The 20,408-nt window shown below is 55.7% G+C and carries 25 protein-coding genes and 1 pseudogene; 3 read left to right on the top strand and 23 right to left on the bottom strand.

The window, feature by feature from the left end:
• Positions 1-161 precede the first annotated feature (161 nt).
• Positions 162-596: a metallophosphoesterase family protein gene (locus IGW03_RS31860; protein ID WP_194726485.1), complete on the top strand. Its 435-nt coding sequence runs from the start codon at positions 162-164 to the stop codon at positions 594-596.
• Between the two features lie 65 nt (positions 597-661).
• Here the strand turns inward: IGW03_RS31860 and IGW03_RS31855 are convergent, their stop codons facing one another.
• The 15 genes and pseudogenes from IGW03_RS31855 to IGW03_RS31790 all read right to left on the bottom strand — a co-directional run bounded on the left by IGW03_RS31855 (position 662) and on the right by IGW03_RS31790 (position 12,974).
• Complete coding sequence (locus IGW03_RS31855; protein WP_194726484.1) at positions 662-886, bottom strand: hypothetical protein; 225 nt, start codon at positions 884-886, stop codon at positions 662-664.
• A gap of 252 nt (positions 887-1,138) precedes the next feature.
• Positions 1,139-1,429 carry a hypothetical protein gene (locus tag IGW03_RS31850; protein ID WP_194726483.1) on the bottom strand — a complete coding sequence of 97 codons (291 nt, stop codon included), beginning with the start codon at positions 1,427-1,429 and terminating at the stop codon, positions 1,139-1,141.
• 336 nt (positions 1,430-1,765) lie between these two features.
• Positions 1,766-2,023, bottom strand: a complete 258-nt coding sequence (locus IGW03_RS31845; protein WP_323745051.1) for an addiction module antidote protein — start codon at positions 2,021-2,023, stop codon at positions 1,766-1,768.
• 22 nt (positions 2,024-2,045) lie between these two features.
• The gene (locus IGW03_RS31840; protein WP_194726481.1) at positions 2,046-2,480 is read right to left on the bottom strand and encodes a type II toxin-antitoxin system death-on-curing family toxin; all 435 of its coding nucleotides are present in this window, start codon (positions 2,478-2,480) and stop codon (positions 2,046-2,048) included.
• Positions 2,477-2,647 carry a hypothetical protein gene (locus tag IGW03_RS31835; protein ID WP_194726480.1) on the bottom strand — a complete coding sequence of 57 codons (171 nt, stop codon included), beginning with the start codon at positions 2,645-2,647 and terminating at the stop codon, positions 2,477-2,479. Before IGW03_RS31835 ends, IGW03_RS31840 begins: the two co-directional genes overlap by 4 nt.
• A 212-nt stretch (positions 2,648-2,859) precedes the next feature.
• Positions 2,860-3,273: pseudogene (locus tag IGW03_RS39340) on the bottom strand (hypothetical protein); the annotation flags it as partial.
• A 2,287-nt stretch (positions 3,274-5,560) separates the two neighbouring features.
• On the bottom strand, positions 5,561-6,133 hold the full coding sequence (locus tag IGW03_RS31830) for a hypothetical protein (protein WP_194726479.1): 573 nt from the start codon (positions 6,131-6,133) through the stop codon (positions 5,561-5,563).
• 29 nt (positions 6,134-6,162) lie between these two features.
• Entirely contained in the window at positions 6,163-6,348 is a 186-nt protein-coding gene (locus IGW03_RS31825) for a hypothetical protein (RefSeq protein WP_194726478.1), read from the bottom strand.
• Positions 6,349-6,426: 78 nt separating this feature from the next.
• Positions 6,427-7,752: a hypothetical protein gene (locus tag IGW03_RS31820; RefSeq protein ID WP_194726477.1), complete on the bottom strand. Its 1,326-nt coding sequence runs from the start codon at positions 7,750-7,752 to the stop codon at positions 6,427-6,429.
• Between the two features lie 294 nt (positions 7,753-8,046).
• Entirely contained in the window at positions 8,047-9,111 is a 1,065-nt protein-coding gene (locus IGW03_RS31815; RefSeq protein WP_194726476.1) for a ParB/RepB/Spo0J family partition protein, read from the bottom strand.
• Complete coding sequence (locus IGW03_RS31810) at positions 9,108-10,211, bottom strand: ParA family protein (protein ID WP_194726475.1); 1,104 nt, start codon at positions 10,209-10,211, stop codon at positions 9,108-9,110. Before IGW03_RS31810 ends, IGW03_RS31815 begins: the two co-directional genes overlap by 4 nt.
• Positions 10,212-10,704: 493 nt before the next feature.
• Positions 10,705-11,142 (bottom strand): hypothetical protein, encoded by a 438-nt coding sequence (locus IGW03_RS31805; RefSeq protein ID WP_194726474.1) that lies wholly within the window; start codon positions 11,140-11,142, stop codon positions 10,705-10,707.
• Between the two features lie 425 nt (positions 11,143-11,567).
• Positions 11,568-11,795: a hypothetical protein gene (locus tag IGW03_RS31800; RefSeq protein ID WP_194726473.1), complete on the bottom strand. Its 228-nt coding sequence runs from the start codon at positions 11,793-11,795 to the stop codon at positions 11,568-11,570.
• Positions 11,796-12,072: 277 nt separating this feature from the next.
• Positions 12,073-12,435, bottom strand: coding sequence for a hypothetical protein (locus IGW03_RS31795; RefSeq protein WP_194726472.1), 363 nt, complete (start codon positions 12,433-12,435; stop codon positions 12,073-12,075).
• Positions 12,436-12,530: 95 nt separating this feature from the next.
• Positions 12,531-12,974: a hypothetical protein gene (locus tag IGW03_RS31790; RefSeq protein ID WP_194726471.1), complete on the bottom strand. Its 444-nt coding sequence runs from the start codon at positions 12,972-12,974 to the stop codon at positions 12,531-12,533.
• Positions 12,975-13,441: 467 nt separating this feature from the next.
• Between IGW03_RS31790 and IGW03_RS31785 the strand changes: the two genes are divergently transcribed.
• Positions 13,442-13,846, top strand: coding sequence for a hypothetical protein (locus IGW03_RS31785; protein WP_194726470.1), 405 nt, complete (start codon positions 13,442-13,444; stop codon positions 13,844-13,846).
• Entirely contained in the window at positions 13,843-16,368 is a 2,526-nt protein-coding gene (locus IGW03_RS31780) for an LPD7 domain-containing protein (RefSeq protein ID WP_194726469.1), read from the top strand. The genes IGW03_RS31785 and IGW03_RS31780 overlap by 4 nt, the downstream gene beginning before the upstream one ends.
• A 115-nt stretch (positions 16,369-16,483) precedes the next feature.
• Here the strand turns inward: IGW03_RS31780 and IGW03_RS31775 are convergent, their stop codons facing one another.
• The 8 genes from IGW03_RS31775 to IGW03_RS31740 form a co-directional block, all read right to left on the bottom strand.
• On the bottom strand, positions 16,484-16,834 hold the full coding sequence (locus tag IGW03_RS31775) for a hypothetical protein (RefSeq protein WP_194726468.1): 351 nt from the start codon (positions 16,832-16,834) through the stop codon (positions 16,484-16,486).
• Positions 16,835-17,079: 245 nt separating this feature from the next.
• Positions 17,080-17,265, bottom strand: a complete 186-nt coding sequence (locus tag IGW03_RS31770) for a hypothetical protein (RefSeq protein WP_194726467.1) — start codon at positions 17,263-17,265, stop codon at positions 17,080-17,082.
• Entirely contained in the window at positions 17,258-17,515 is a 258-nt protein-coding gene (locus IGW03_RS31765; protein WP_194726466.1) for a hypothetical protein, read from the bottom strand. Before IGW03_RS31765 ends, IGW03_RS31770 begins: the two co-directional genes overlap by 8 nt.
• A complete protein-coding gene (locus tag IGW03_RS31760) occupies positions 17,508-17,813 on the bottom strand; it encodes a hypothetical protein (RefSeq protein WP_194726465.1) in 306 nt (101 codons plus the stop codon). Before IGW03_RS31760 ends, IGW03_RS31765 begins: the two co-directional genes overlap by 8 nt.
• Entirely contained in the window at positions 17,800-18,312 is a 513-nt protein-coding gene (locus IGW03_RS31755; protein ID WP_194726464.1) for a hypothetical protein, read from the bottom strand. Before IGW03_RS31755 ends, IGW03_RS31760 begins: the two co-directional genes overlap by 14 nt.
• Position 18,313: 1 nt before the next feature.
• A complete protein-coding gene (locus IGW03_RS31750) occupies positions 18,314-18,553 on the bottom strand; it encodes a hypothetical protein (protein ID WP_194726463.1) in 240 nt (79 codons plus the stop codon).
• A gap of 22 nt (positions 18,554-18,575) precedes the next feature.
• A complete protein-coding gene (locus IGW03_RS31745; protein ID WP_194726462.1) occupies positions 18,576-18,830 on the bottom strand; it encodes a hypothetical protein in 255 nt (84 codons plus the stop codon).
• 370 nt (positions 18,831-19,200) lie between these two features.
• The gene (locus IGW03_RS31740; RefSeq protein WP_194726461.1) at positions 19,201-19,416 is read right to left on the bottom strand and encodes a hypothetical protein; all 216 of its coding nucleotides are present in this window, start codon (positions 19,414-19,416) and stop codon (positions 19,201-19,203) included.
• Positions 19,417-20,408: the final 992 nt, after the last annotated feature.

Below are 20,408 nucleotides of genomic sequence, written 5' to 3'. Positions count from 1 at the left end.
GGTTCCTGCCAGAAGGAATAGGACGGGTGCGGTTGTCATCCTTGGCTTCTTCTCTCTGAAAGCCATCTACGACATCGAGTCACTCACTCACTCACTTCGATGTTTACAATAAAATTGGTGTGCATAACGAGGCAATGTGCATTGACGTTTTCGAGGGCGAAATGGAACCGTCGATTCACGCGTGGAACGGCGGCGATTGGTTCGTTAGCATGGAGCGGACCAAGCAGGCAGAACATGTCGCGCGATTCCGTAACTTGCCGATTGCAATTGAGCTTGAGACGTCTTCCGGCACGGTAGGCATCGTGCATGCGGAATGTCCAGTCGCAGACTGGAACGACTTGCCGATCGCGTTCGAGCATGAAAACGCCGATGCCTACATTGCCGCGTGCCTGTGGTCCCGCAGTCGTTACGATAGCAAGTGTGTGCAGTCTGTCGAGAACGTGCGCGCAGTCGTGGTCGGTCATTACGCGCTCGATAAATGGACGACACTGGGGAATCACGTTTACATCGATACTGGAGCTGTCTACGACGGGTGTTTTACGATCCTTGACGCGGAGACCTTGCGCCCTGCCCGCTCCAAAGCTTGGATTTCCTGACGGTGGGTCGAAGGCTTGGCCAAATCAGTGATTTCGCAGCAGCAGCAGCAGCAGCACAATTTTCACTATACCCTCACCCGCACTGCTGCTCTAACCAGCGCTTGCTCAATCGCCGCTTTAATCGCACCGCGCTCGGTACTGCCTTCTGTGAGAACCATCAGTGCGGCAGCGGCGTCCGCGCTGATCCAAGCGGTGATGCGCACTTCACCACGGTGGCGCTTGTCTTCATCAGATTTTCTGCGGCGTTCAGCCGGAGACATTGCTGTAACGGCTATGGGCTTGCGTGGCATTGCGTACGTACTTTCCTTATTTTGGCGGCAGTCTGCTCATGGTGCTTTGGGCATACCGCCTCATTAATCTCATTCATTATTGTCCACACCCACCCGGCTTCCTTTAAGGGCTTACAAATCACCTCTCAGGTTTCAAAAAACCTTGATCGTATCAGGCTCAGACGGGCGGGCTGCGGCAAGCGCCAATAGACAAGAACATCTACGCTTGATGGGTGGTCTTGTAGGTGTTCCATAGACACCTCCTATTTAAGGCTACTTGGCGAGCTCATGCAAATCGGACGGAGGATTTTCTTTGTCGATCGCTTCAACTACCGCCATTATCTCGATGGCGGTCGCGTTCGGCATGTCTTTCATGATCTTGAGTACCTGGTCAAGTGCCGCCGCATAGCCAATACACAGGCCATCCTCAAAGCCGGCGTCGAAGCTGACCCGCATATCATCTGTGCGCTCATCCTCATAGAGGCCATCGTAGGTTTTGCACGCCGTTACATCCAGCCCCAGCGCTTTGGCATAAGCCCTGAAGCCCGGCTTGATCGTTTTCATTGCGATCTCCTATGTGAGTGAGAGAAGGCGCCCGAAGGCCACTCATTCAGTTGATTGGGGGGACAACTTCCGGCTTATCCAGGCGCTGCATCAACCATACATCTTGTTCTGACATCTACATACAGTATGCGCTCACGGAAAAGCTGTCAATGAGGTTTCCGTCCATGAGCCCGCTTTATCTGAGCAGGAAAGGTGTTGCCCGCGCAGGCGATGGCAGCTTGAACAATGGAGGAAGTAACTTGACACACATCGACCATAATGAATGGATATCAAGGCAGCATCCGTGACGGGCCGCGCCTTCATCAGCCATAACGCAGGCTGGTTCGCCGTGTTTCATTATTGCTGTTTTGGTACAAATGCGATCTGCAGACCGAGCGCGTTGACCACCTTTAGGACGGTATCAACCTCGGGATTGCCATGATCGGATAACGATTTGTACAGGCTCTCGCGCCCGACGCCGATCTCGCGGGCAATTTTAGTCATGCCCTTCGCGCGGGCAACATGTCCAAGACCGGCGATGAATGCTTGCGGATCGCCTTGTCCCGCCAGCCGTTCAAGATAAGCTGCAACGTCCTGATGACTTTCAAGCTGCACTGCCGGCGACGGAGCGCTTCCCTTATTCGCTCTGCTCATTGCCACCATCCTCTAACATGTCAAAGTCCTCTCCGACCTGCCCTGCATAGATTGAATACAGCAATGCGGAGAATTCGTGGTGCTGGAGCGTTCCTTCGGCCACATCAACCATCATGTCTTCGAGTTTCTCGTCACGGTCGATATCGATGCCTTGAATCGACAGATAGGCCAAGGCTGTCACCAGTGCGGTACGCTTGTTCGCATCCACAAAAACATGCCCACGCCCGATAGCAACGGCATACATGGCTGCGATATCGAACACATCCTCCTTGTGTTCGTATATCACCATATTGGTTACGCGCCCCAATGCGCCTTCCAGCCGGTCGGAGCCGTAGTCCCCCGACAGACCTTCCTCGGTAGAAAGAATCAGATCGTGGATCTCAATGATCTTTTCAGCGAGGATTAAGGATTCGATCATCTCTTGGCGAGTGCTTTGATCACATCAGCATGCGTGACGAGCACACGCCGCACGGCACTACGAATCACGCGCGATCCCTCGGCACTTGCGAGCGACACTTGGATGGCGCGTTGCACCGTCTTTTTTGGCACAACTTTGACGCCGTAGGTTTTTTTGGGCTTTTCCATAGTCTTCTCGGGATAACTTACGCTATGCGTTAATTGTATTCCAAAGGATACATAGGCGCAACCCGAATGGCCGCAGACTGCTGCGTGCCCGTTGGCTGAGGAACACGGCGGGATTGTCCAGTGGCATGCGTTGGACAACAAATGCGATCATTAATATTTGCAGAGACCGAGCGCTCCTTGAAGCCCTCAAGTTAACTGCATCGATTCTTCTTTCATCGGCGATCGCTCAAGATGCAGCGTGGCCAAGCGCGCGGCCCATCAAGATTCCGCCCACCATCCGGCGGCATATCAGTAGCGAGCCGCCCTAAGGGGCGTAAAGAAGTGAAGTTTCCCCGCTGTCCCCGGTCGGACGCAACGGTTGTGCCATTAGCACTGACAAGCATAGATTTGAACCAATTGCCAAGTACAAGCAGAGCCGCCAAGAAGGACGCGCACCTTACCAACGCCAGTAGCGAATGAGGTCGGCAAACTTGCTGCTCATAGCCCAAAGCGCATGGGTAAACTCCATGATTACGTGTCATCGCGTCAAACACGGTCCTGATGTCCTCGGCGATCTGCCGATCAGTTCGATCCCACTTTCCCTGGTCCTTCGCATCCCGCCAACCCAGCAGAAAGTCAGCCACACGTTTGCCTTGCTTAGGTAAGCGTCCTGAGTTTCCGTATTCATGACATCCCTACTATCCGACCCTTCTGCTTGGGCGAATTGATCCCTTGTTCGTTATCATTCATCGCAAAAATTATCATCATTTGAGGCCACTCCATTGCGCAGCGAAAAAAGTGATTTGCGATCAGAGGCTTACAACCGTATTTTCGTCACAGGACTGCAGAACTTCATAGGCGCTGGGCGTGGAAGCGCTCCTCTTCTTTGCAGGCGGAGCCGCCGCATGGCGGCTCTCCATTTTTCGGCGAAACCTGTCGCGGTTAGTACGGATCGGCAGCGTCTTGCATGAACGTGTTGCAGCGAGACAGGCTTGAGTTGATCTACGTGAATGGCAAACTTAGTTTCTTCCACTACATCTAGGTCGAGAATACTAGGTACCTGGACAAGCGTGGCTACCTTACTTAAACCAGCCCAGTCGGCGTGACACGGCAAGGACACGATGTTTCAATCATTGTTTGAGAGCTAACCAAGTCCGCTATCAGTCACGTCTACTCGGATCGTCATGCGATGCTCGTTCCGCCTGCAACTGCTCTTTTGTTTCTCACGGCAGGGTAGATGCAACGTGACGAGCGTAGGGAACGCCTTGCAAAAAGAACCTGAAGCAGTCACCTCAGTATCTGTCTGCGGCGCCGATCGACGCGCACTTTTGAAAATCGCTAGAAAGGTCATTGCATGATCCGCTTATGGATCACCGCTGTCCTCGGGGGCGCCCTGCTCTGCTCGGTTGGTCCCTCAATAAATTTCGATGGCGCATGGGGAGTACAGCGTGAACTAGACGCCTACAAGTCGGCCCGCGCCAGCGAGCGGCGCAACGCAAGGGCAAGTGAGTTCGATGCGAACACAAGAAGTTGGAGAGGCGATAAGAAGCGCCACATATGGTGACGGATACATATGGGAAGCGGGCGCTAAAACTGGCTAATACAAGTGCTACTCTGCGCGCAGTTATTGCTTGCGCTGTTCGTTTGCGTATCACCAGCCGTCTGCGTCTCTGTCGCAGCGCCGAGGCGGCGAACGATGCCCGCTACAATCAGGGAACGGTTACGGGAAACGTCAAATTGCCCGATTAAGTTGGGCTTCGGCTTTTGCCAATGGCAAGACACGGCAACGTATCAGCCGGCGCGCCAATCACATGCGTCGCGACGTGTGCGCTGCCAAATGCGCTATGGATTTTTTTGCCCAAGAAAATCTTTGCTAACGCCGCTCGACAGGTGGTTATGTTTCCGATACTGCTGCGGCGTGAAAGCGCGCTTGAAATAGAGAAGCGCCCGGATGGTCGACGACGTAAAACGCGCAAACGCCCCTGTGGAGACAACGCCTATGGCTGCACCGGATAAGACCGCAGCTAACCGCATTTACGGACGCCGGGTTTTTGCTGGTATCGCGACCGGATACTTAATCCATCGTAACTGGTCAGGAACTCCGATAACCCGACAGATTATGATGTTGGTACTGGTTACGCTGACCCCCTCAGTGCGCAGTTATTGATTTTCAATAATCTATAGCCGAAACACGGTTATTGATTTTCAATAATTCAGTGGCAGCATGCCAGATTCGGGTTCCGTGGAACATCGGCGGGTGAAAAGGAAAAAAATCGGTTGCTCCTAACGCCATGTTTTTATTCGGTTTTTTTACTCAATGAGGGCGCTTCGGCAAATTGTTCCACGGACTTTTAGCAAGTTCTGACAGGGGCGCGCGACAAATGTATGCTCAGAACCCCCAAAAAAACTCAAGTCATTGATTTTTATGGATATTTTATTCTTGCAAGTTTTGGCGGAGTAACCGCAACTCATTGATTTCAAACCTATCTTTCCCGTACGGGAAATGAAGTTCTGTCTCATTGGAGGCAGGCTGGGCAGTTAACATTGCACCTAAGTTAATTGCAAGATAAATTATTGATTTTCAATAACTGGCTGACCAAGGTGGCTATTGAAAATCAATAATGGTCTGGCTGCGGCGATTATTGAAAATCAATAGAACCTCACTCCTCTTCCCAAGGGGCGTAGCGACACACAATGCGTTGATCTAGAGCGCTCATTCGCTCCACGAGCGCCTCTCCGTGTTCCCGCGGTCTCGCTGGGTGTGGGGCTCGATACCATTCAAGGCTTCCTGCTTGGTTTAACTAGAGGTGAAAGTTTTCACCGTGATCAATGATGGCCGTTTTGGATTTTCGAGTGTTGGCTATCGGTCATCTTCATTCCTTTCGTATGTTCATCTGGACATCTGGCATCAATCAGCCGCCAAATTATTGAAAATCAATAACCGTCATCGCCGCCCTCCTCGATCAACCGCTCAATCTCGCGACGTCGTTGTTCGAGGTTCGCCAGTACCCGCTTCAAGTTGTGCTCGATGACCCGCTCATGCTCCGCAATCGCAGCCTGAAACTTCGCCGGCGACTTTAAGACCGCGGCAACTGTAGCCCTCTCACGGAAGCCGCGCGCTAAATACTCGCTAAACTCCGTCGGCGCGGAAAAGCTCCAAATGATCTCGGCGCCCCTCTTGCCGTAGGGGTCGATCTGGATTCGCCCGTACTTGAAGGGCATTGTTTTGATGAAGGCTAGGCTGCGCTCCATCATGTCGTCACGACGTTTTTCCGCAGACGTGCGGCGCGTCGCCTCATCCGGCTTGAGTCGCCATCCGGCGCCGCCACGAGGGCCAGGGGCCGGCTCCACTAGCGGGCATTCCTTCAACACCTTCAACATGTGTTCTTTCCATTCTGGCGTAGGAAATCCTGGCCAGGTCCGACGCCCCTCCACGACAGACCACAGTTCGTTCAACGTAAATCGATTGGCACCGAAAGTGCCCCAGATATTGTCGGCAATCGTCATCTTCAGCCTCTCGCGGAACATGTTCGCAGTCAAATTGCATTGTGCACTGGGCGATACTGGTGCGCCAAATGACGCTTGCCGATCGCCTCGATCATGGCATCAGCCGCCGCAATATCAGCCACGTAGACATGCGAGGTGTTTTCGTGCCGGCTGCGCAGGCCGCCCCAAACACAACGCAACACCAAGTCCCCGAGCAGATCGCGATAGACGACCACGGTGTAAGGCCGTCGTCATGACTCCCAGCGCAACTACCTGCGCATGGCACCTCCGTAAGCAGGGTAGGGCAGGGCATCTCAGAGCCCCAATGCCTGCGCTCTCAATTTTCTCAAAGCGTTCATGAGGTCGGGAGAGCCGTCGGGCTTGCGTAAGTCCTCCATTTGCGGTTTATCGTTCTTGGCCGCCGGTTGCGGAGCGTGGGCGGCTGAGTCGGCATCAGCCAGCGTCAATTTGCCCATGTCGATCAGCCTTTGACGCTCCGCCTGGTACGAGTCACCCTTTGAGTAAGTCGTGTCGGGCGCTTCTCTCAGGTTGCCAGCGTCGATCATTGCGTAGATTTCGCCTATATCTCGCGCAACGTAGGTACGGTAGCTGTCGTCAGCCAGGTTGTGACGGACGGCTTGATCGAGGTAAAACGCGACCGTAAAGCCGTCCCCATGCAGCGTTTTCCCGTTATACTTTTCGTACTTGGCGCGATTCTCCGCGGCTTTCTGTTTCGCGGTTTTCTGGACCTCCAAATCGGCTGCCAAGCGCTCGCGCTGTGCCGCTTTCCCCGCGTAGTCGAAGCCTTTGCGGTTAATCGACCTGGCGAGGTAGCGGAATGCCGCGATGCCGACCTTCTTGGCCTTGTCTCCTTTGGCTGCAAGGTAGGGAACGGTATAGGCGAGGAAGGCTTCGAAGTTGGTGTGGCCTTTCGCGCTCACTAAGCCACGCAGCGTCATGACAAGCTTGGGCGGCACTTCATGTAGCGCCACCAGCTCTGCCGCCTTCGGGCCGATCTTCTCGATCGCTTCCTCGGGGGTGTCGTTGAATTCCTGATTTGAAGAAAATTCCGCGTGATCATCTTGTAAAAGAGTAAGTTCCTTCTTAGAGATGGCGGATTTATCCGACATGGATGGGCACACCATTGGGGTATTGTTATCCACCACCGGTGCGATGATTTCTGCCTCTCCGGCCTCATGCGGGACCACTTTGCGCGGCCTCCCGGTTTGGGGCTTCTTGGCCTTTTTGGCGTCTTCCTTGGGGTAGGGCAGGCCTACCAGGTCGCAGAGATACGCCGAGAGCCAGAAATGCTTGTAGGCGTACGTGCCGTCGGCCCGGCGCGCCGTCGATTCCTTTTCGAGCAGGCCGTACTTCTTCAAATCGTTGAGCGCTTCGCGCAACGTGTCGCGGTGCATGCCAAGCAGCGGGGCGGCTTTGATGAGCTTCATCCATATCACCCGCTTGCCGTTTGCCGCCTTGGCACGCGACACCAGTTCGATGAGCAGCTTTCGCGTGCTCTTTTTCAATTGGCTGAACTGTGTCAGGCTATTCGCCCGCAATATTGCATTTTTGATAACTTCAGGGTAATCCTTGTATGGCTCCATCAGGTCGTCGACCGTCGGTAGAGTCAGTGTACGCACGCGCGCTCTCCTTGCAGCCCTGTTTTGGGCGCAAAAGGGGTTGACGTGTGGGCTCAGGGGGATTACATTAGGAGGTGTCTGAAGTCCCCGTGTTGTGATCCCGTCCAAGGCACACGCGAAAAGTACCATCCAACGTGAAAGCCGAACTTGTCCAGAGTTCGGCTTTTTCGTTTTCAGGCTCCAAAAATCAAGTAACCATTTTCATAAATATTGAAAATCAATAATCCGGAAATTGCAAAATAGCAACAATCTCCGGTAAACCATGATGACTTTGTTGTGTTTTTGACAACGCAGTCATCCACGCATTTGTTCCAGCGCCGCACGAACCACTTGCTCCAGCTGGTCCATGTCGACACCATCAGGCACGCATTTGATGACCAGCTGTTTCTCGCCTGGTTTCCACTCGGTCGTGTACAGAGGGGTGCCGTCCAGAGCACTCACCTGTTTAACCTTGGGCTTGACGATCTGCGGCTGGTTATCCTTGGGCTTGATCTTCGATTCTACCCAATCTTTCAGATCTTTTTGCTTCATCCGGCCATCGGATACTGCTGTCAAAGCTTGCGCGAGCACTTTTTCGTGCTCGGGGTACTGCTTTGACAGCTTGGCAGCATCCGCCCCCGCCCGCGCACCGATCGCCTTTGGATTCGCCAGCATGATGGCGCGCAGCGCTTCCGGCAGTTGGAGCATCTGTAAATGCATCGACACCATCGACTGGCCGATGCCGTAAATGTCGCCAATCTGGGTTTGCGATTTGCCGGTCTTCGACAATCTTTCCATGCCGAGGGCGCGTTCGTAATCGGTCAAATCGACCCGCTTCTCGTTCTCCGTCAACGTCACGATCAGTGCCCGTGCGTCACTGTACTCGTGCACGTATGCCGGAACCGTCGTCTTGCGTGCGAGTCCCGACGCTTTGACGCGACGATGCCCTGTGACGATCTCGTAGCGCCCCGTTGGCTTCCGGCGCACCGAAATGGGCTGTGTTACGCCTTCCACGTCGATACTCTTTGCGAGTTCGGCCAGATCGGCATCAGCCATCGACACCCGATTTTGATTCTCGCTCTCGTCCAAGAGGGATAGCGGGATATCGAGCAACGGGATCGCCTGGCCTTGCAAGCCTTCAGGCAGCGCTGGCAAAACAGCGCTGCCTGAAGGCTCAGAAGGTTCGCTCGGTACCGACGCAAGCGCAGTTGGCGCTGCGGCGACTGGCGCCTCGACCTCAGGCTCAGTCGGCAACGATGGGGGAGGAGCGGCAGCCAATGCGATGGCCTGCATGAGGAGCGCTGGCTCGGAGTTTTTCGAGGCCTCAGGGGACTCTTTTCTTACCAGCCCGGAGAGTTTGAGCGGTTCGCGGCGGCTCATGCTGCGACCTCAACGGGTTCTTCCACTGCAGCGGTCATCGGGTCGGTGGACACGCCCGCCAACCGGATATCGAACGCCTTGATGATTTCGTTGGTCACTGCCCGAATATCCCCCGCGCCAGGCGAGGTCGGTTCACGTTCCATCAGCGGTGCGTTTTCAGGGATATTATCGAGCTTCACGTCACGCAGGAAGCCGACAGCCGTTTTGATAACGGTTCCCGACACAATAGTGGAATACTTCTCTGCGAGGTAATTAAGGCAGTCTAGGTGCGGACGCTTACCAGTAGATACGTTATTGCAGACGATGTGTACGCCGATTGGCTTGACATCGATCAGCTCAGCTACGGTACTCGCAAGCACGTCGAGCGCCATGAGGGCCTGACCTTCAGGATTGACCACGGTGAGAATTTTTGAGCCGCCAAGCATCAGCGTTGTGCTCAACAGACTAGATCCCGGTGCACAGTCAACGAGCACCACATCGTACCGCCTAAAGAATTCAGATTGCTTCTCAATCAAGTTCTCGAATAACCGCTCGCGCTGCTGCGCTAAGATCATCCAGCCTTCGTCGCTCATCGTGATATCAGCCGGGATCAGGTCAAGCATGCCGCCTTCGTAGATTGGCCACACGGCGTCCTCGATGTTGAAGGGGACATTCTTCTTCTGCCATTCCATCAGCTTGGAAATATGCGTGATTTGGGAGCGAGTCCAATCAACACCGAGAGCGGCGCTGATACTACCTTGTGGATCACCGTCGATCACGAGCACTTTGTGGCCGAGCATCGCTAGGCACACTGCGACATTGACCATAACGGTTGTCTTGCCGGTGCCTCCCTTGGTCATCCGACCCGGGATGATGGCGGGCAGCGCGGTTTTCGACGCATCCGGGATATTCAGCAGCTTCATCCGAATCTTGCGGATATCGGCATGCGTATAGGTGCGATGGTATTTCGGCTTCCCAGCTTCGTCCAAAACTGGCGCACCGCGAAGCTTATCCGCCATTTCGCGGAACGACTTCTCGGAACCGGAATAACCAGCGAAGGTGCGAGCCAACGACGCCTTTAGCGCCGGTTGCTTCCTTATTGTGACTGGTTTTAGCTTCATTTCAGTTTTCCTGTGCGTTAATGTGCACTACAGCGTTAGTGTAAACGCAAATCGGGTACATTTCTATAGGGGGTCGCTTATAATCTCACCTTTATTTTAGGATGTGACGGGTGGGATATTCTCGTACCCCACGGGGGTGTGCCGAAGATTTTGGTTGTGTCTCAGCCTGTTTTCCGTTGATACGCTCGAAAGTGACTTGGAATCGGGCGCTGAACTAGGCATAAATATTGGCGTGTCACAGCCAGCCGGTTCAAGTTCCTTGTGGAGCTTTTCACTTTTATAGCAACTTTGAAGCTAACCGTACTAACTGCGAGCGGTTTCAACAGGCATTGGCAGAGGAGTGCGCTGGCTACGCCAGCGGCCCAGCAGGCAAGCAAGCGCCAGGGAACCAAAAAGGGCAGAGGCATTGCTATGGCGGGTACCAAGGCAAGCAAGACCGTGTAGGCCCAAGAACGTCATCACCATCAATACGTATGGCATCCGTGTCCCTCTTCTACAAACCACCGCGCCAAGCATCCGCCGGGATAGTGGCCCAAGCCTGTTTCAAGCGCTTGATGGTCTCGGGGCGCACAAGCATATACGGCATAGTGTTAGGACTGGGATACAGCGGCCCTCTGGCACCGCAGTACCCCACTTCGAGCAGCCGAAGATCGCCGCCCCGAATGTTGGCTGAGTCGGCATAAAGCTCGTATTCGGCCATCAGATTGTAAAACCCGATGCTTTCAACAGGCACATGCCAGAGGCTCCCAAGCAGCGGCGTGAGTCGCCGGGCCGCGTCGTCCCGGTCCACGGCATCGATAAACACTATTTCATCAGACGGTGTGTGATCTTCCAGTCGGGCGGCGCTGGAGTGGCAACAGGCGCGAAACAGCGTAGGACGCGGCGAGAGTTGCTCCTGAACGGGATAGTCGATGGTTGCAGTTTCGGACATGCGAGGTCTCCAGATTCAGTTTGCTTTAGCGTTCGCTGACTGTTTCGGCATACGATCCACTCGGGGACACAACGACAGGGATCAGATCGCAGTACTGCGCAAGAATGTCGTCGGGTGCGAATGCTTCCCAGGTCCGCGCCGGCCGCCGTCCGAGTAATGCCACCCACTTCGCGCACAGCGCGGATATCCGCCAGCGTCGGGCTTGCCCCCTTGATAGGGCGGGTTGCTTAGACATGCCAGTTAAACCTTTCGAATCAATTTCGTTTCAAACACCAGCGCGTGAACACGTACGCCAACGAAGATGGCACCACGACCATTGAATACGTCAAACACGATAATTCCGTATGGGTCACGATCGTCGTCCTGGTTGACGTGGTAAATGCCGAACGCATCCGAGCAATAGATGCAGTATGCGCTCACGATACCTATTTTTGCAGCAGGTGGACGAACAGAATGCTGGTGGCGGTGAGGTTGCACACGGCAAGCTTGGCCAGCTCGCCAGGCTCGCCATCCGGGTCGCCAGCGGCCGGCATGTTGGTTACGTCGAGAGGTATGTCATCAAACTCTACCCAGTCGGGGATGACGATTTTCACGCTTCGCATTTTGCCGTGATTGATCGTTGAGATGCAGATGCGTTTGTTCAGATCGTCCATTACCTGTTTTCATTCCAGTTATCATGCGCGTTGGATATGTATGCGCTCACATTATTATTGTAGTCAAAGTTTTGATCTGGTGTGGCGAATTTCAGAACGGGGTAGAGAATTTTAAGCATGAGAGCCGACAGCGCCGGTGTTAATCAAATGTCATTCGGGCCGGACAGGAAGTTATACACAGGTGCGGGCGCCTGATTTTTTATCGATTTGATAACTAAGAGGGGTCTCGTCAGGCCGGACGATACTTTTTGCTTGGCCCGCATTTGCTGCCACACGATCATATCGAGCGATCACGCAGGCTTTGACGACGCAGTGGCCAGCGCCAGCCGGGTGCTCGACTGGCTAAATACCCTTGTAGCGGGGCTTCCTGCTCGCCTTGGCCAAGCTTAGGATCGTGGCCGCGCAGATAAACAACGTGTTCGCCGCCGCTTTCGCAAAAGCGATGTATCCCAACACCCAGCCCGTCCGGAATAGTCTCCGGGTGCTTCGCGTAGACCTGCGGCTCCAGATTCGCGTTCGGCAAGATATGCGCGTCAACGATGGTATTGATATCGTCGGCGCCGCGCTCAAAGCCATCGAGGACAACTCGCGTGTCGTCACAATGTTGGCGGCGGAAGCCGATCGGCTCAGCGACCGTCATTTCTGATTCCCCCGTCCTCTAGGCCCGCCGATGACCCGCGGAAGCCAAGGGTGCCAGCCAAGCGATCGGGGACGCTCCATACGAGCGATTGCGTTTTAAAACAGTCCATACTGGTATTGCGCCATTGGCGGCGGTTGGTCCTTGAAAGCTTCGCGTACCAGTTCCTTAAAAGCGTCCGGGCTCATTTGATGCGCCTGGTGCGACGGTAGCGGGGCGCTCGGCCATACTTCGGCGTCGGTCAGCATGCGGACAATTTCTTCTGGCTCGACGTTCGTTCCCACGATTACATACACAGCATGGCCAGGCGCAGCGACATGCGAGGTATCCGGAACGCCCATAGTCGTCGCGCACGCATGAATCACCCGGTTGCAGTTGCTGCCAGCGGGGCGATCCAGCTTGATCGCCATCGCTGGAATGTTAAAGGTATGGAGAATCGCTTGGATGTCATGGAAATGGCTGATGTTCAGACGCTCGACCGGATGGCCGATGCACTCACCGAACATATATCTTAGTTTCGCGCGCATTCCGCCGGCGCTCATTCCGTTTCGCATGTGCGGTCCCTTCGTAAAGTGATGCAATGGTTTTATCCTGTTTTTCTGAAAACGCAAGCAACGCGCCGTGCGGTGTTGGGACCACGCCAGCCGGCGCCATAAGCGCGCCAGTCGCTATAAATGCGTTTAGCGGCGCCGAGGCGTCCGCGAGTTGGCCGTCGCGGTGTCAAGCTGCGAGGATGCACCATGTGCCAAACGCCAGGTCAATGGCACCCGCGCACAGTCACCCCCGTGACGGCAAGGTGTTTGCAAGGCTTTTCGAAGCCCATACGATGCCCGGAACGCTAAGATATTTCCCAGCAGCTAAGAAACGAGGAAAGACAGGCACGACGAATTTGTAAACGTTGGCTAACGCCAACATTTCCAAATTTGTGCCTAAGAGGGGCGGGCCCCTCTTAGAAACTCCCAAACCCGCCCGTGCTGACGCACGTATCCTTTCTTCGATGGAGGCATCGATGAAACCGCATGACCCGTACTATGCCGGCCCAAGCGACTTCGAGATTGACGACCCATCGTCGGTTGTAGCGTGCCGCTTGCCTAAGCCGCTGCACGATAAAGTCATGGCCGCATGTAAGGCCGGCGGCATGTCCGCATCGCGCTTCGTTCGCGAAACGCTACAGGCCGCGTTCGACAAAGGGCAGGTCATCATCAAGCCGCCATCACCCGTGCCGGCGAAAATGAAGGTGCTCACCAGGGACATGCATCGGCTTTATGCGTCGGTGTCCAATAACACAAACCAAATCGCAAAAAGGGTCCACTTCGACCATCTGAACGACCGCTGCTCGGACAAGACATATGCGGCGGTCGCGGAGCAGCTGGCGATTCTTAACCGCGTCATGGTATCGAGGCTGCCGCCTTGATCATCCGCCAGGGCGGTGGAGACGACGGGATCATCGAGTACCTCGAACACGGCAAAAAAGCTGGCAGGCCGTACACAAGGAACGAACTCGATGAGCGGGTCGTCCTGGCCGGCGACATGGAAGCGACGCGCAAGCTCATCAAGTCGATCGAACACAACGGGGAGCGTTATATACATCTGACCGGATCATTCAGCGAGAAGGACCTGCCCCAAGAAACCATGAAATCGATCGTGGACCGGTACGTTGCGGAGTTAATGGCCGCTTTCCGGCCTGACGAATTTGCATTTTATGCCGAGGCGCACTACGCCAAGATCAAGTCGTACACCCATGAGGAAACGGGCGAGCATGTGGATCGCTCGGATCACTTTCACCTGGTTATACCGAACATCAACCTGATTTCGGGCAAGGCGCTCAACCCGATGGGCCGCGTGCTGCAAAACACCATCTGGCTCGATGCGCTGCAGGAAGCGATCAACCGCGATTACAACCTGGTGTCACCGAAGGACCGGCCCCGCAGCGATTCCACGACCAAGGCCGATATCATCGGGCGCGATCGCGTCACCGAGTTTGAAAAAGGCTCTTACAAGAAGGTCAAGGCAGTGCTGGAAGCGGCGGTCATCGAGCGCCAGATCACCGACAAAAAAGGCTTGGTTGCACTGGCGAAGGAATACGGTGAGGTCCGGGTCCGCAACCCAGGCAAGGGGCCGGAACGGGAGTATGTCGCCGTCAAGCCGCCGGGGTTCGATAAATGGGTCAATTTGAGCTCAGGGATTTTCCGCGACTGCATGGGCGCGACGCCTAAGTTCGACAGCAAGCCTGCCGGCAAGGTTGGCGTGGGTAAGAGGTCCAGCGATGACCTCGATGACCTCGTGGAAGATTGGGTGCTGCGCCGCTCGCGCGAGGTCAAGCTGCTCAACAGCGGGCGCAAGAAGGAATACGCCGAATACAAGGCCGCCGATAACGAAACCAAAATGGTGTTGTTGGGGCATCTGGAGCAAGAGTTCTATCGCAAGTACGACAAAGGGGAGACCTATGGACAAACCGACACAAGAGGACGCCGGCGCCAGCGCGCCGACCAAAACGCCGGAATCCACGCCCGCGCAGATACCGCATCCGCTGGGGCCGGCGCATCCGCCCGAGCTGCCGCTGACAAGTCGCACCTTGCGAAATTTGCCAGTGGAGCGTCGACCGCAAGTATTCACACTATGCCAAGCATGCATACACGCCGTTTGGTCAGCGACACCGGAGGGGGTGAGGGCCTTTTGCAAGGACATGCTGGTAGTGACGTGGGACGACCGGGACGCACCGATCCCGATGGAGCAGTGCGATTCGCACCAGATGCCGGGCGAACCGGACGAATAATCAATGAGGGGACCGGTCGGGCAGCGGTCAATTTTGCCGAGCAGCTGCTACGCGACCACATAGACGCGCGGGCAAGTGCTGAGGAAGGGCAGCGCGCATTGATGCGGGAGATCAAGCGCCGGATCGACCCGCATTTCCTGCTCGCTCAGCTGGCAAAGGACTACGGCGCGCGGCCGGAGGATTACGTCGTTACCGATGGATCGGAGTACCGGGACGGCATGCCGCGGATCCGGCATAGGAACTCGACCCAGAACACGAATGTAGCAGACCTTTTGACGAGGCATTTCCGGCAATCCTGGCCTGAGGCATCCCGCTATCTCCAAGGCGTGTACACGCTGCAAAACCTGAAGCAGCGTGCGGCGATCACGCCGCCACCACCCAATCCGGCCATGTGGCGCAGCTATCAAAAGGCCCGGCATGCCAAGCGGATCGACTTACGCCCGGTTGAGCAGGCGGCCATCCGCGCGGCCAAGGATGCATTGCGCAATTTGCGCCAGCAACACAAGCTGGAAATGGAGAACTTGCGCCGGCGCCGCCTGGCTTATGCGGATTTCAAGGCTCAGCGATCAATTCTGAAGATGCAGATCGCACGGGAAGAAAGGCGGCTGCAGACGGATATCCGTGCGGCGCGCGAGCGCTTGGCCGGGCTCGACCGGACCGATCCGGCACGGGCGGTGTACAGAGGCTTTTTGCTGGAACGGGCGCAAGCGGGCGATTTGGAAGCCCTACTCGAGTTGCGGCGCCAGCGCAATGAGATCGAGCGCCGCAGCAAGCCCCGGACCGGCGCGTTCGTGATGGTTGGTGTTAGCACCACAGTAGCCCTGATCGATCGGTCGGAGGACATGTCTTACCAGGTGCGGCGCAACGGGGACGTATCGTACTTCAACACGAATGGGATTGAGATTCTGCGGGATACGAGCAACGCCATCTACGTTATGCAAGAGTCCGACGACAGCATCGAGCTGGCGCTGCTATTAGCCCAAAAACGATTCGGGAATGGGCGGTTTGACCCCCTCGGGGACGCCACGTTCAATGAGCGCGTTGTCCGCATTGCGACTGAGCGTAACTTGAACATTAGATTCCAGAGCAAAGAGTTCAACGACAAATTGGACGCACTTCGCGCAGCTCAGGCCGAAGCCGGCCCGCGTGCCAGGCTATGATCTGCTGCAAGGGAATTTGTCACCCGATGACAAATCGGGATGGAAACCGCCGAAAAAAGGCTAGGGCGGCGCTCCGACAGCGCCGGGCGGCGCGATATCAGCGCCGGCTAGCACGCTATTCACTGTCACTGAGGTAGCGGCTTGGATGCTCGACGTGCACCTCCAGGATCTTATCGGCGCAGTTCTGGCCTCGATCGCGCCACATCAAGTCGTACGCCACGGGCGGGGCCGAGTCGATGATGTGCGACACAATCTCTTGCGCCAGCGCGCGGTCTAGGCCAGATGGCACCGTGATGTGCAGCGTCGCGTCATTGCCTTGCTCGTACGTCTTTGCAAGCGCAGCCAGTATCTTGTGCGGGCTCAGGTTCAGATACCACACTTGAGTGCGGTGGAGCGCCATCTGGCAGCGCGAACTGGTCCTTGTATCCGCGAATGCTGTTGTAAGGGGCAGGGACGAGGTGGACATGCGGGTGAGCTCCATCTAAATGGTGGACCTCGGTATAAACCTGAGGGAAACAGCCCCAATCGCGGCGCACGAGTGCGGCAAAGCGTTCCCATCGCTCCCGCACCTGGTCATCGGAGTAATCCAACGAATCGCTGTACTTTTCAAGCATGTCCATTGCCCTCCATGGTTGGCCTTACCAGTGTAGCGACGCAAGACGCGCGCAGGGCTGTCGCGGGCCGTGAAATCGGTCCTCCATTTTTGGATCATCAGAGCAGAATCTCGCGCTCAGTCGTTGCCACGCGGCTCGGGTTGCCACATCCATCGGGCTCAGCCCAAAATTCGATCAGTTTGCGGACCTGCCAGGCATGCTGTATGGGCGGCGCATAGCCGCGCACAACCTCGCGCACGGATTGCGGCACATCGGCCGGTAACAAATCAATTCCGTCAGCCATTCAGCAATCTTTCGCCGCAGTTTGGACAATAGTTAAATTTATGCAGATAGCGTCCGATAATTTCATCGTCCGACATTTGCGGGTTTTCATCCGGGCGACGTTTTGCTTCGGGTTTTAAATACGAGTCTGCGACCGCGAAAAGCTCGCGCGTATCAGCTGCAAACTCCCCAGACGCTACGCGGTTCTGGCGGACCAAGCCCTCGGCATCCGGCACAGTCGAAAAGCCAACAAAATGTTCGCAGTCAGTCATCAGCATCATTCCTCCGACGGCAAATATGCGTTGGCAACGGCAGCGGCCCGTCCGGCTCAATGAACATCGGCCATGACGCAAGTGAAGCACGGAATTCCGCGAGCGAAATTTCACCTGTCACATACTTGGCCGCCATCGCCATTTGATCCGATGACAGCACGACATTTGCAAATTCCGGTGTCCACAAAACGTCAAACCACGCATTGCTTAGCGCGTCGCGTCGCTCGGATAAATCAGCGTCGGGCGACACATCAGCGAACGCCGCAATCATTGCTTCCGCAAAGCTACGTGTCGTCATGTCGATTCCATCCCGGCATGCGCGACGACAGCCCGACACGCTCCAGCTCGTCGTGGAAGTCGTGGAACTCGCTTTTTGTGATGACGCCGGACAGCGCGAAGGCGATGATTTTCCCCTGAAGATACCCGAGCGATTGGTCACTGGGACGCGACACCAACGCCTTCGCCACGGCCTCGCGCAGGTCGGCAAGAACCATTTCGCGCAAACGTGTATCGACGGGCGACGCATGATGCTCTAGGCGTTCCAAGTACCGTTCGGGAAAACCGCTAACCAATTCAACCAAGTCCGCAAGCGTTGAAAGAGCATCGAATTGCTCTCTTCCCAAGCCATCAAACCGAGGCTGCACCCGCATGTAATCATATTTCTGGCTGCAAAAAACAGTAGTGCCCAATGCTGCCGCCACCGTTTTCAGCGCCTGCTGGTACTCCTGCCAGTCTTTGCGGTCGCGCATGGGGTCAGGGTGCGTGGATGAAGGAACATGATTACCGTTTTCACTCATCTTAGAACGTCCGTTTCTCGACCTTGGCGCGAAATTCGGGGTCGCTATCGAATCGCTCCATTCCTTTGACCATTCGCTCGGCCACATCGCGGAGGGCGTCTTTGCGGCGTGCTCGCGATTCGGCCCGCGCGGCCTCACGCTTTTTGCGCACGTCGTCGGGTATCTCTATTTCATCAAGCCCGTCGCGGTAGAAAAACGGATCATCCGGCGGCCACTTCGCGTTTTTTGTGTACTCTCCCATTGGCTCACCTATCCCGTCCGCCTTACGCCAGCGTTTTGTTATGCACCGCGACAATGTGCGTCGCCAGCTCCGGCCCGACATTGAAAGCCACGCTGATGCGTGCAAAGACCGGCACGCCGGCCTCGCCTTTGCTTTCAACAACTTCCTCGGTGAACACGCTGCCCTGGTCAGCGACCCACCGCATCCGGCGTGGATCACTCCCGCCCTTCGATCGGTAAGCTTTGCCGGTTGCCGGGTTGATCCCGCGCTTCACTGTGCTGTCGAGGCTTTTATCCATGAGCTTTTCCCCTTCAAGATATGGAGGCACCCGCTGGAGTTGAACCAGGCAGGCCAGATAACGAGTCTGGCCGGGTCGGGCGTTACCACGTACCCAGGCGGCGGGCGTCCCGCGCCACCCCGCGCCCACGCGCGCATGAGTGCCAAAATCTGGCGGCAGTGCCGGGAATTTAACCCGCTAGGCCGGTGCCACCGGAGAATCGGCTTTGGGGGCCGAGACGAGTGATAGCCTGCCGAAAAACCGTCTCCATCACCCCGTGCCTTCGCACGTTCACACTGCCGGGATCCACTTTAATGCACAGCCGCGGAAAATCAAGCTTATTTATAAGCCTGGCAGGCGCCACTCTTGGTCGAAGTGCGGCGGTGAAACGCTAAATTATGCAGTCCGGTGTTCCAAGAATCGCCGCCAGTAGGTTCGCCTGGCGCTGAAGTTCTTCCTCGGCTGCGGTCGGAATTGGCAACTCCGCTTCTCCCAGCAGACGCAATAGATGGCAGTAGTCGCGCTCGCCCATGCGCAGAGCCGCAAGCGCTTGGCGACGACCCATCTCGCCACGCGAATAGCAGTCAAGAATCTCTAGAGTTCCCATGATGGAATTTGCAATTAGGAATGAAAACTACAGCGGACTATAGCCAACTATAGTCAACTATAGTTTTCTATAGTCGGTGCGGCGGCGGGCGCTGATCCCCCGCTTGCCAGCCTCGCGGCATCGGTTTCCCGAACATGTGCGTCACCGCTGGCAGACCTCCCGACCATCCCTAAACGCCATGGCTACAGACTTGGGCTCGGACGCCTTGCCGGTCAGCACCCGGCATCGCCGGAGGCTCAGGATAGTCCATGCGCCAGCATTACGCCATTCCCGGCGCCGCGGTAGGGGGATTCACTCGATCACTTGGGATAAGGCAACGTTATCCGGTGGGATAGAAACGCAAATAGCCTGAATGAAACTTCTATTTGTAACTTTGAATCTAGGCGAATGAAGCAGTTCTGCACCCGATCGGCCGCGAAAAAATTGCCGATTCTGGCATCTTGACGAGCACTCGACACATTGAATCACTCGTACGTTAGTAATACGTAACGATTAAGGCGCTGCTAGATGAGACGTCAATGGTATAAGCGAGAGGCAGCACAATTCCATAGCTAATTAAACCTATGCGAGGAGCCAAACGTTTCAATCGCATTCAATCCCGGCACCGCAATGGCTGATCCATAGGGGACACGATGATGGCATCATGATCGGAACCGTTGCAAATGCGATCGCATTTCTCAAAAAGCAGAAGACTCAGCCTACTGACAGACTGACCCAGCCTGGCCCGGAGACATGCTGTATGGAGGAAACCGTGTTCACGATTTCGTTGCGCAGTGACGTTTTCACGCGCGGCGCATGGACAAGCGGGCAGACCCGATCGTGGCCAACATATCACATCCCCGGTGAGAAGTGGCGTGGTCACACGCGAAACGCATGTGTCACCATCTCCAAGCGCACGGTCATCCAACTCAGGCCGAATCCAGTCGTTATTGATCCGGCATGGGTTTGTGATTATGTTTTTCCGAAAACAAGGCCTCGAAAAGGGCAATAGT

Source organism: Noviherbaspirillum malthae (genome assembly GCF_015352985.1).
GTDB classification, from domain to species: Bacteria; Pseudomonadota; Gammaproteobacteria; order Burkholderiales; family Burkholderiaceae_D; genus Noviherbaspirillum; species Noviherbaspirillum malthae.
This window is presented reverse-complemented; position numbering and strand designations above follow the sequence as displayed.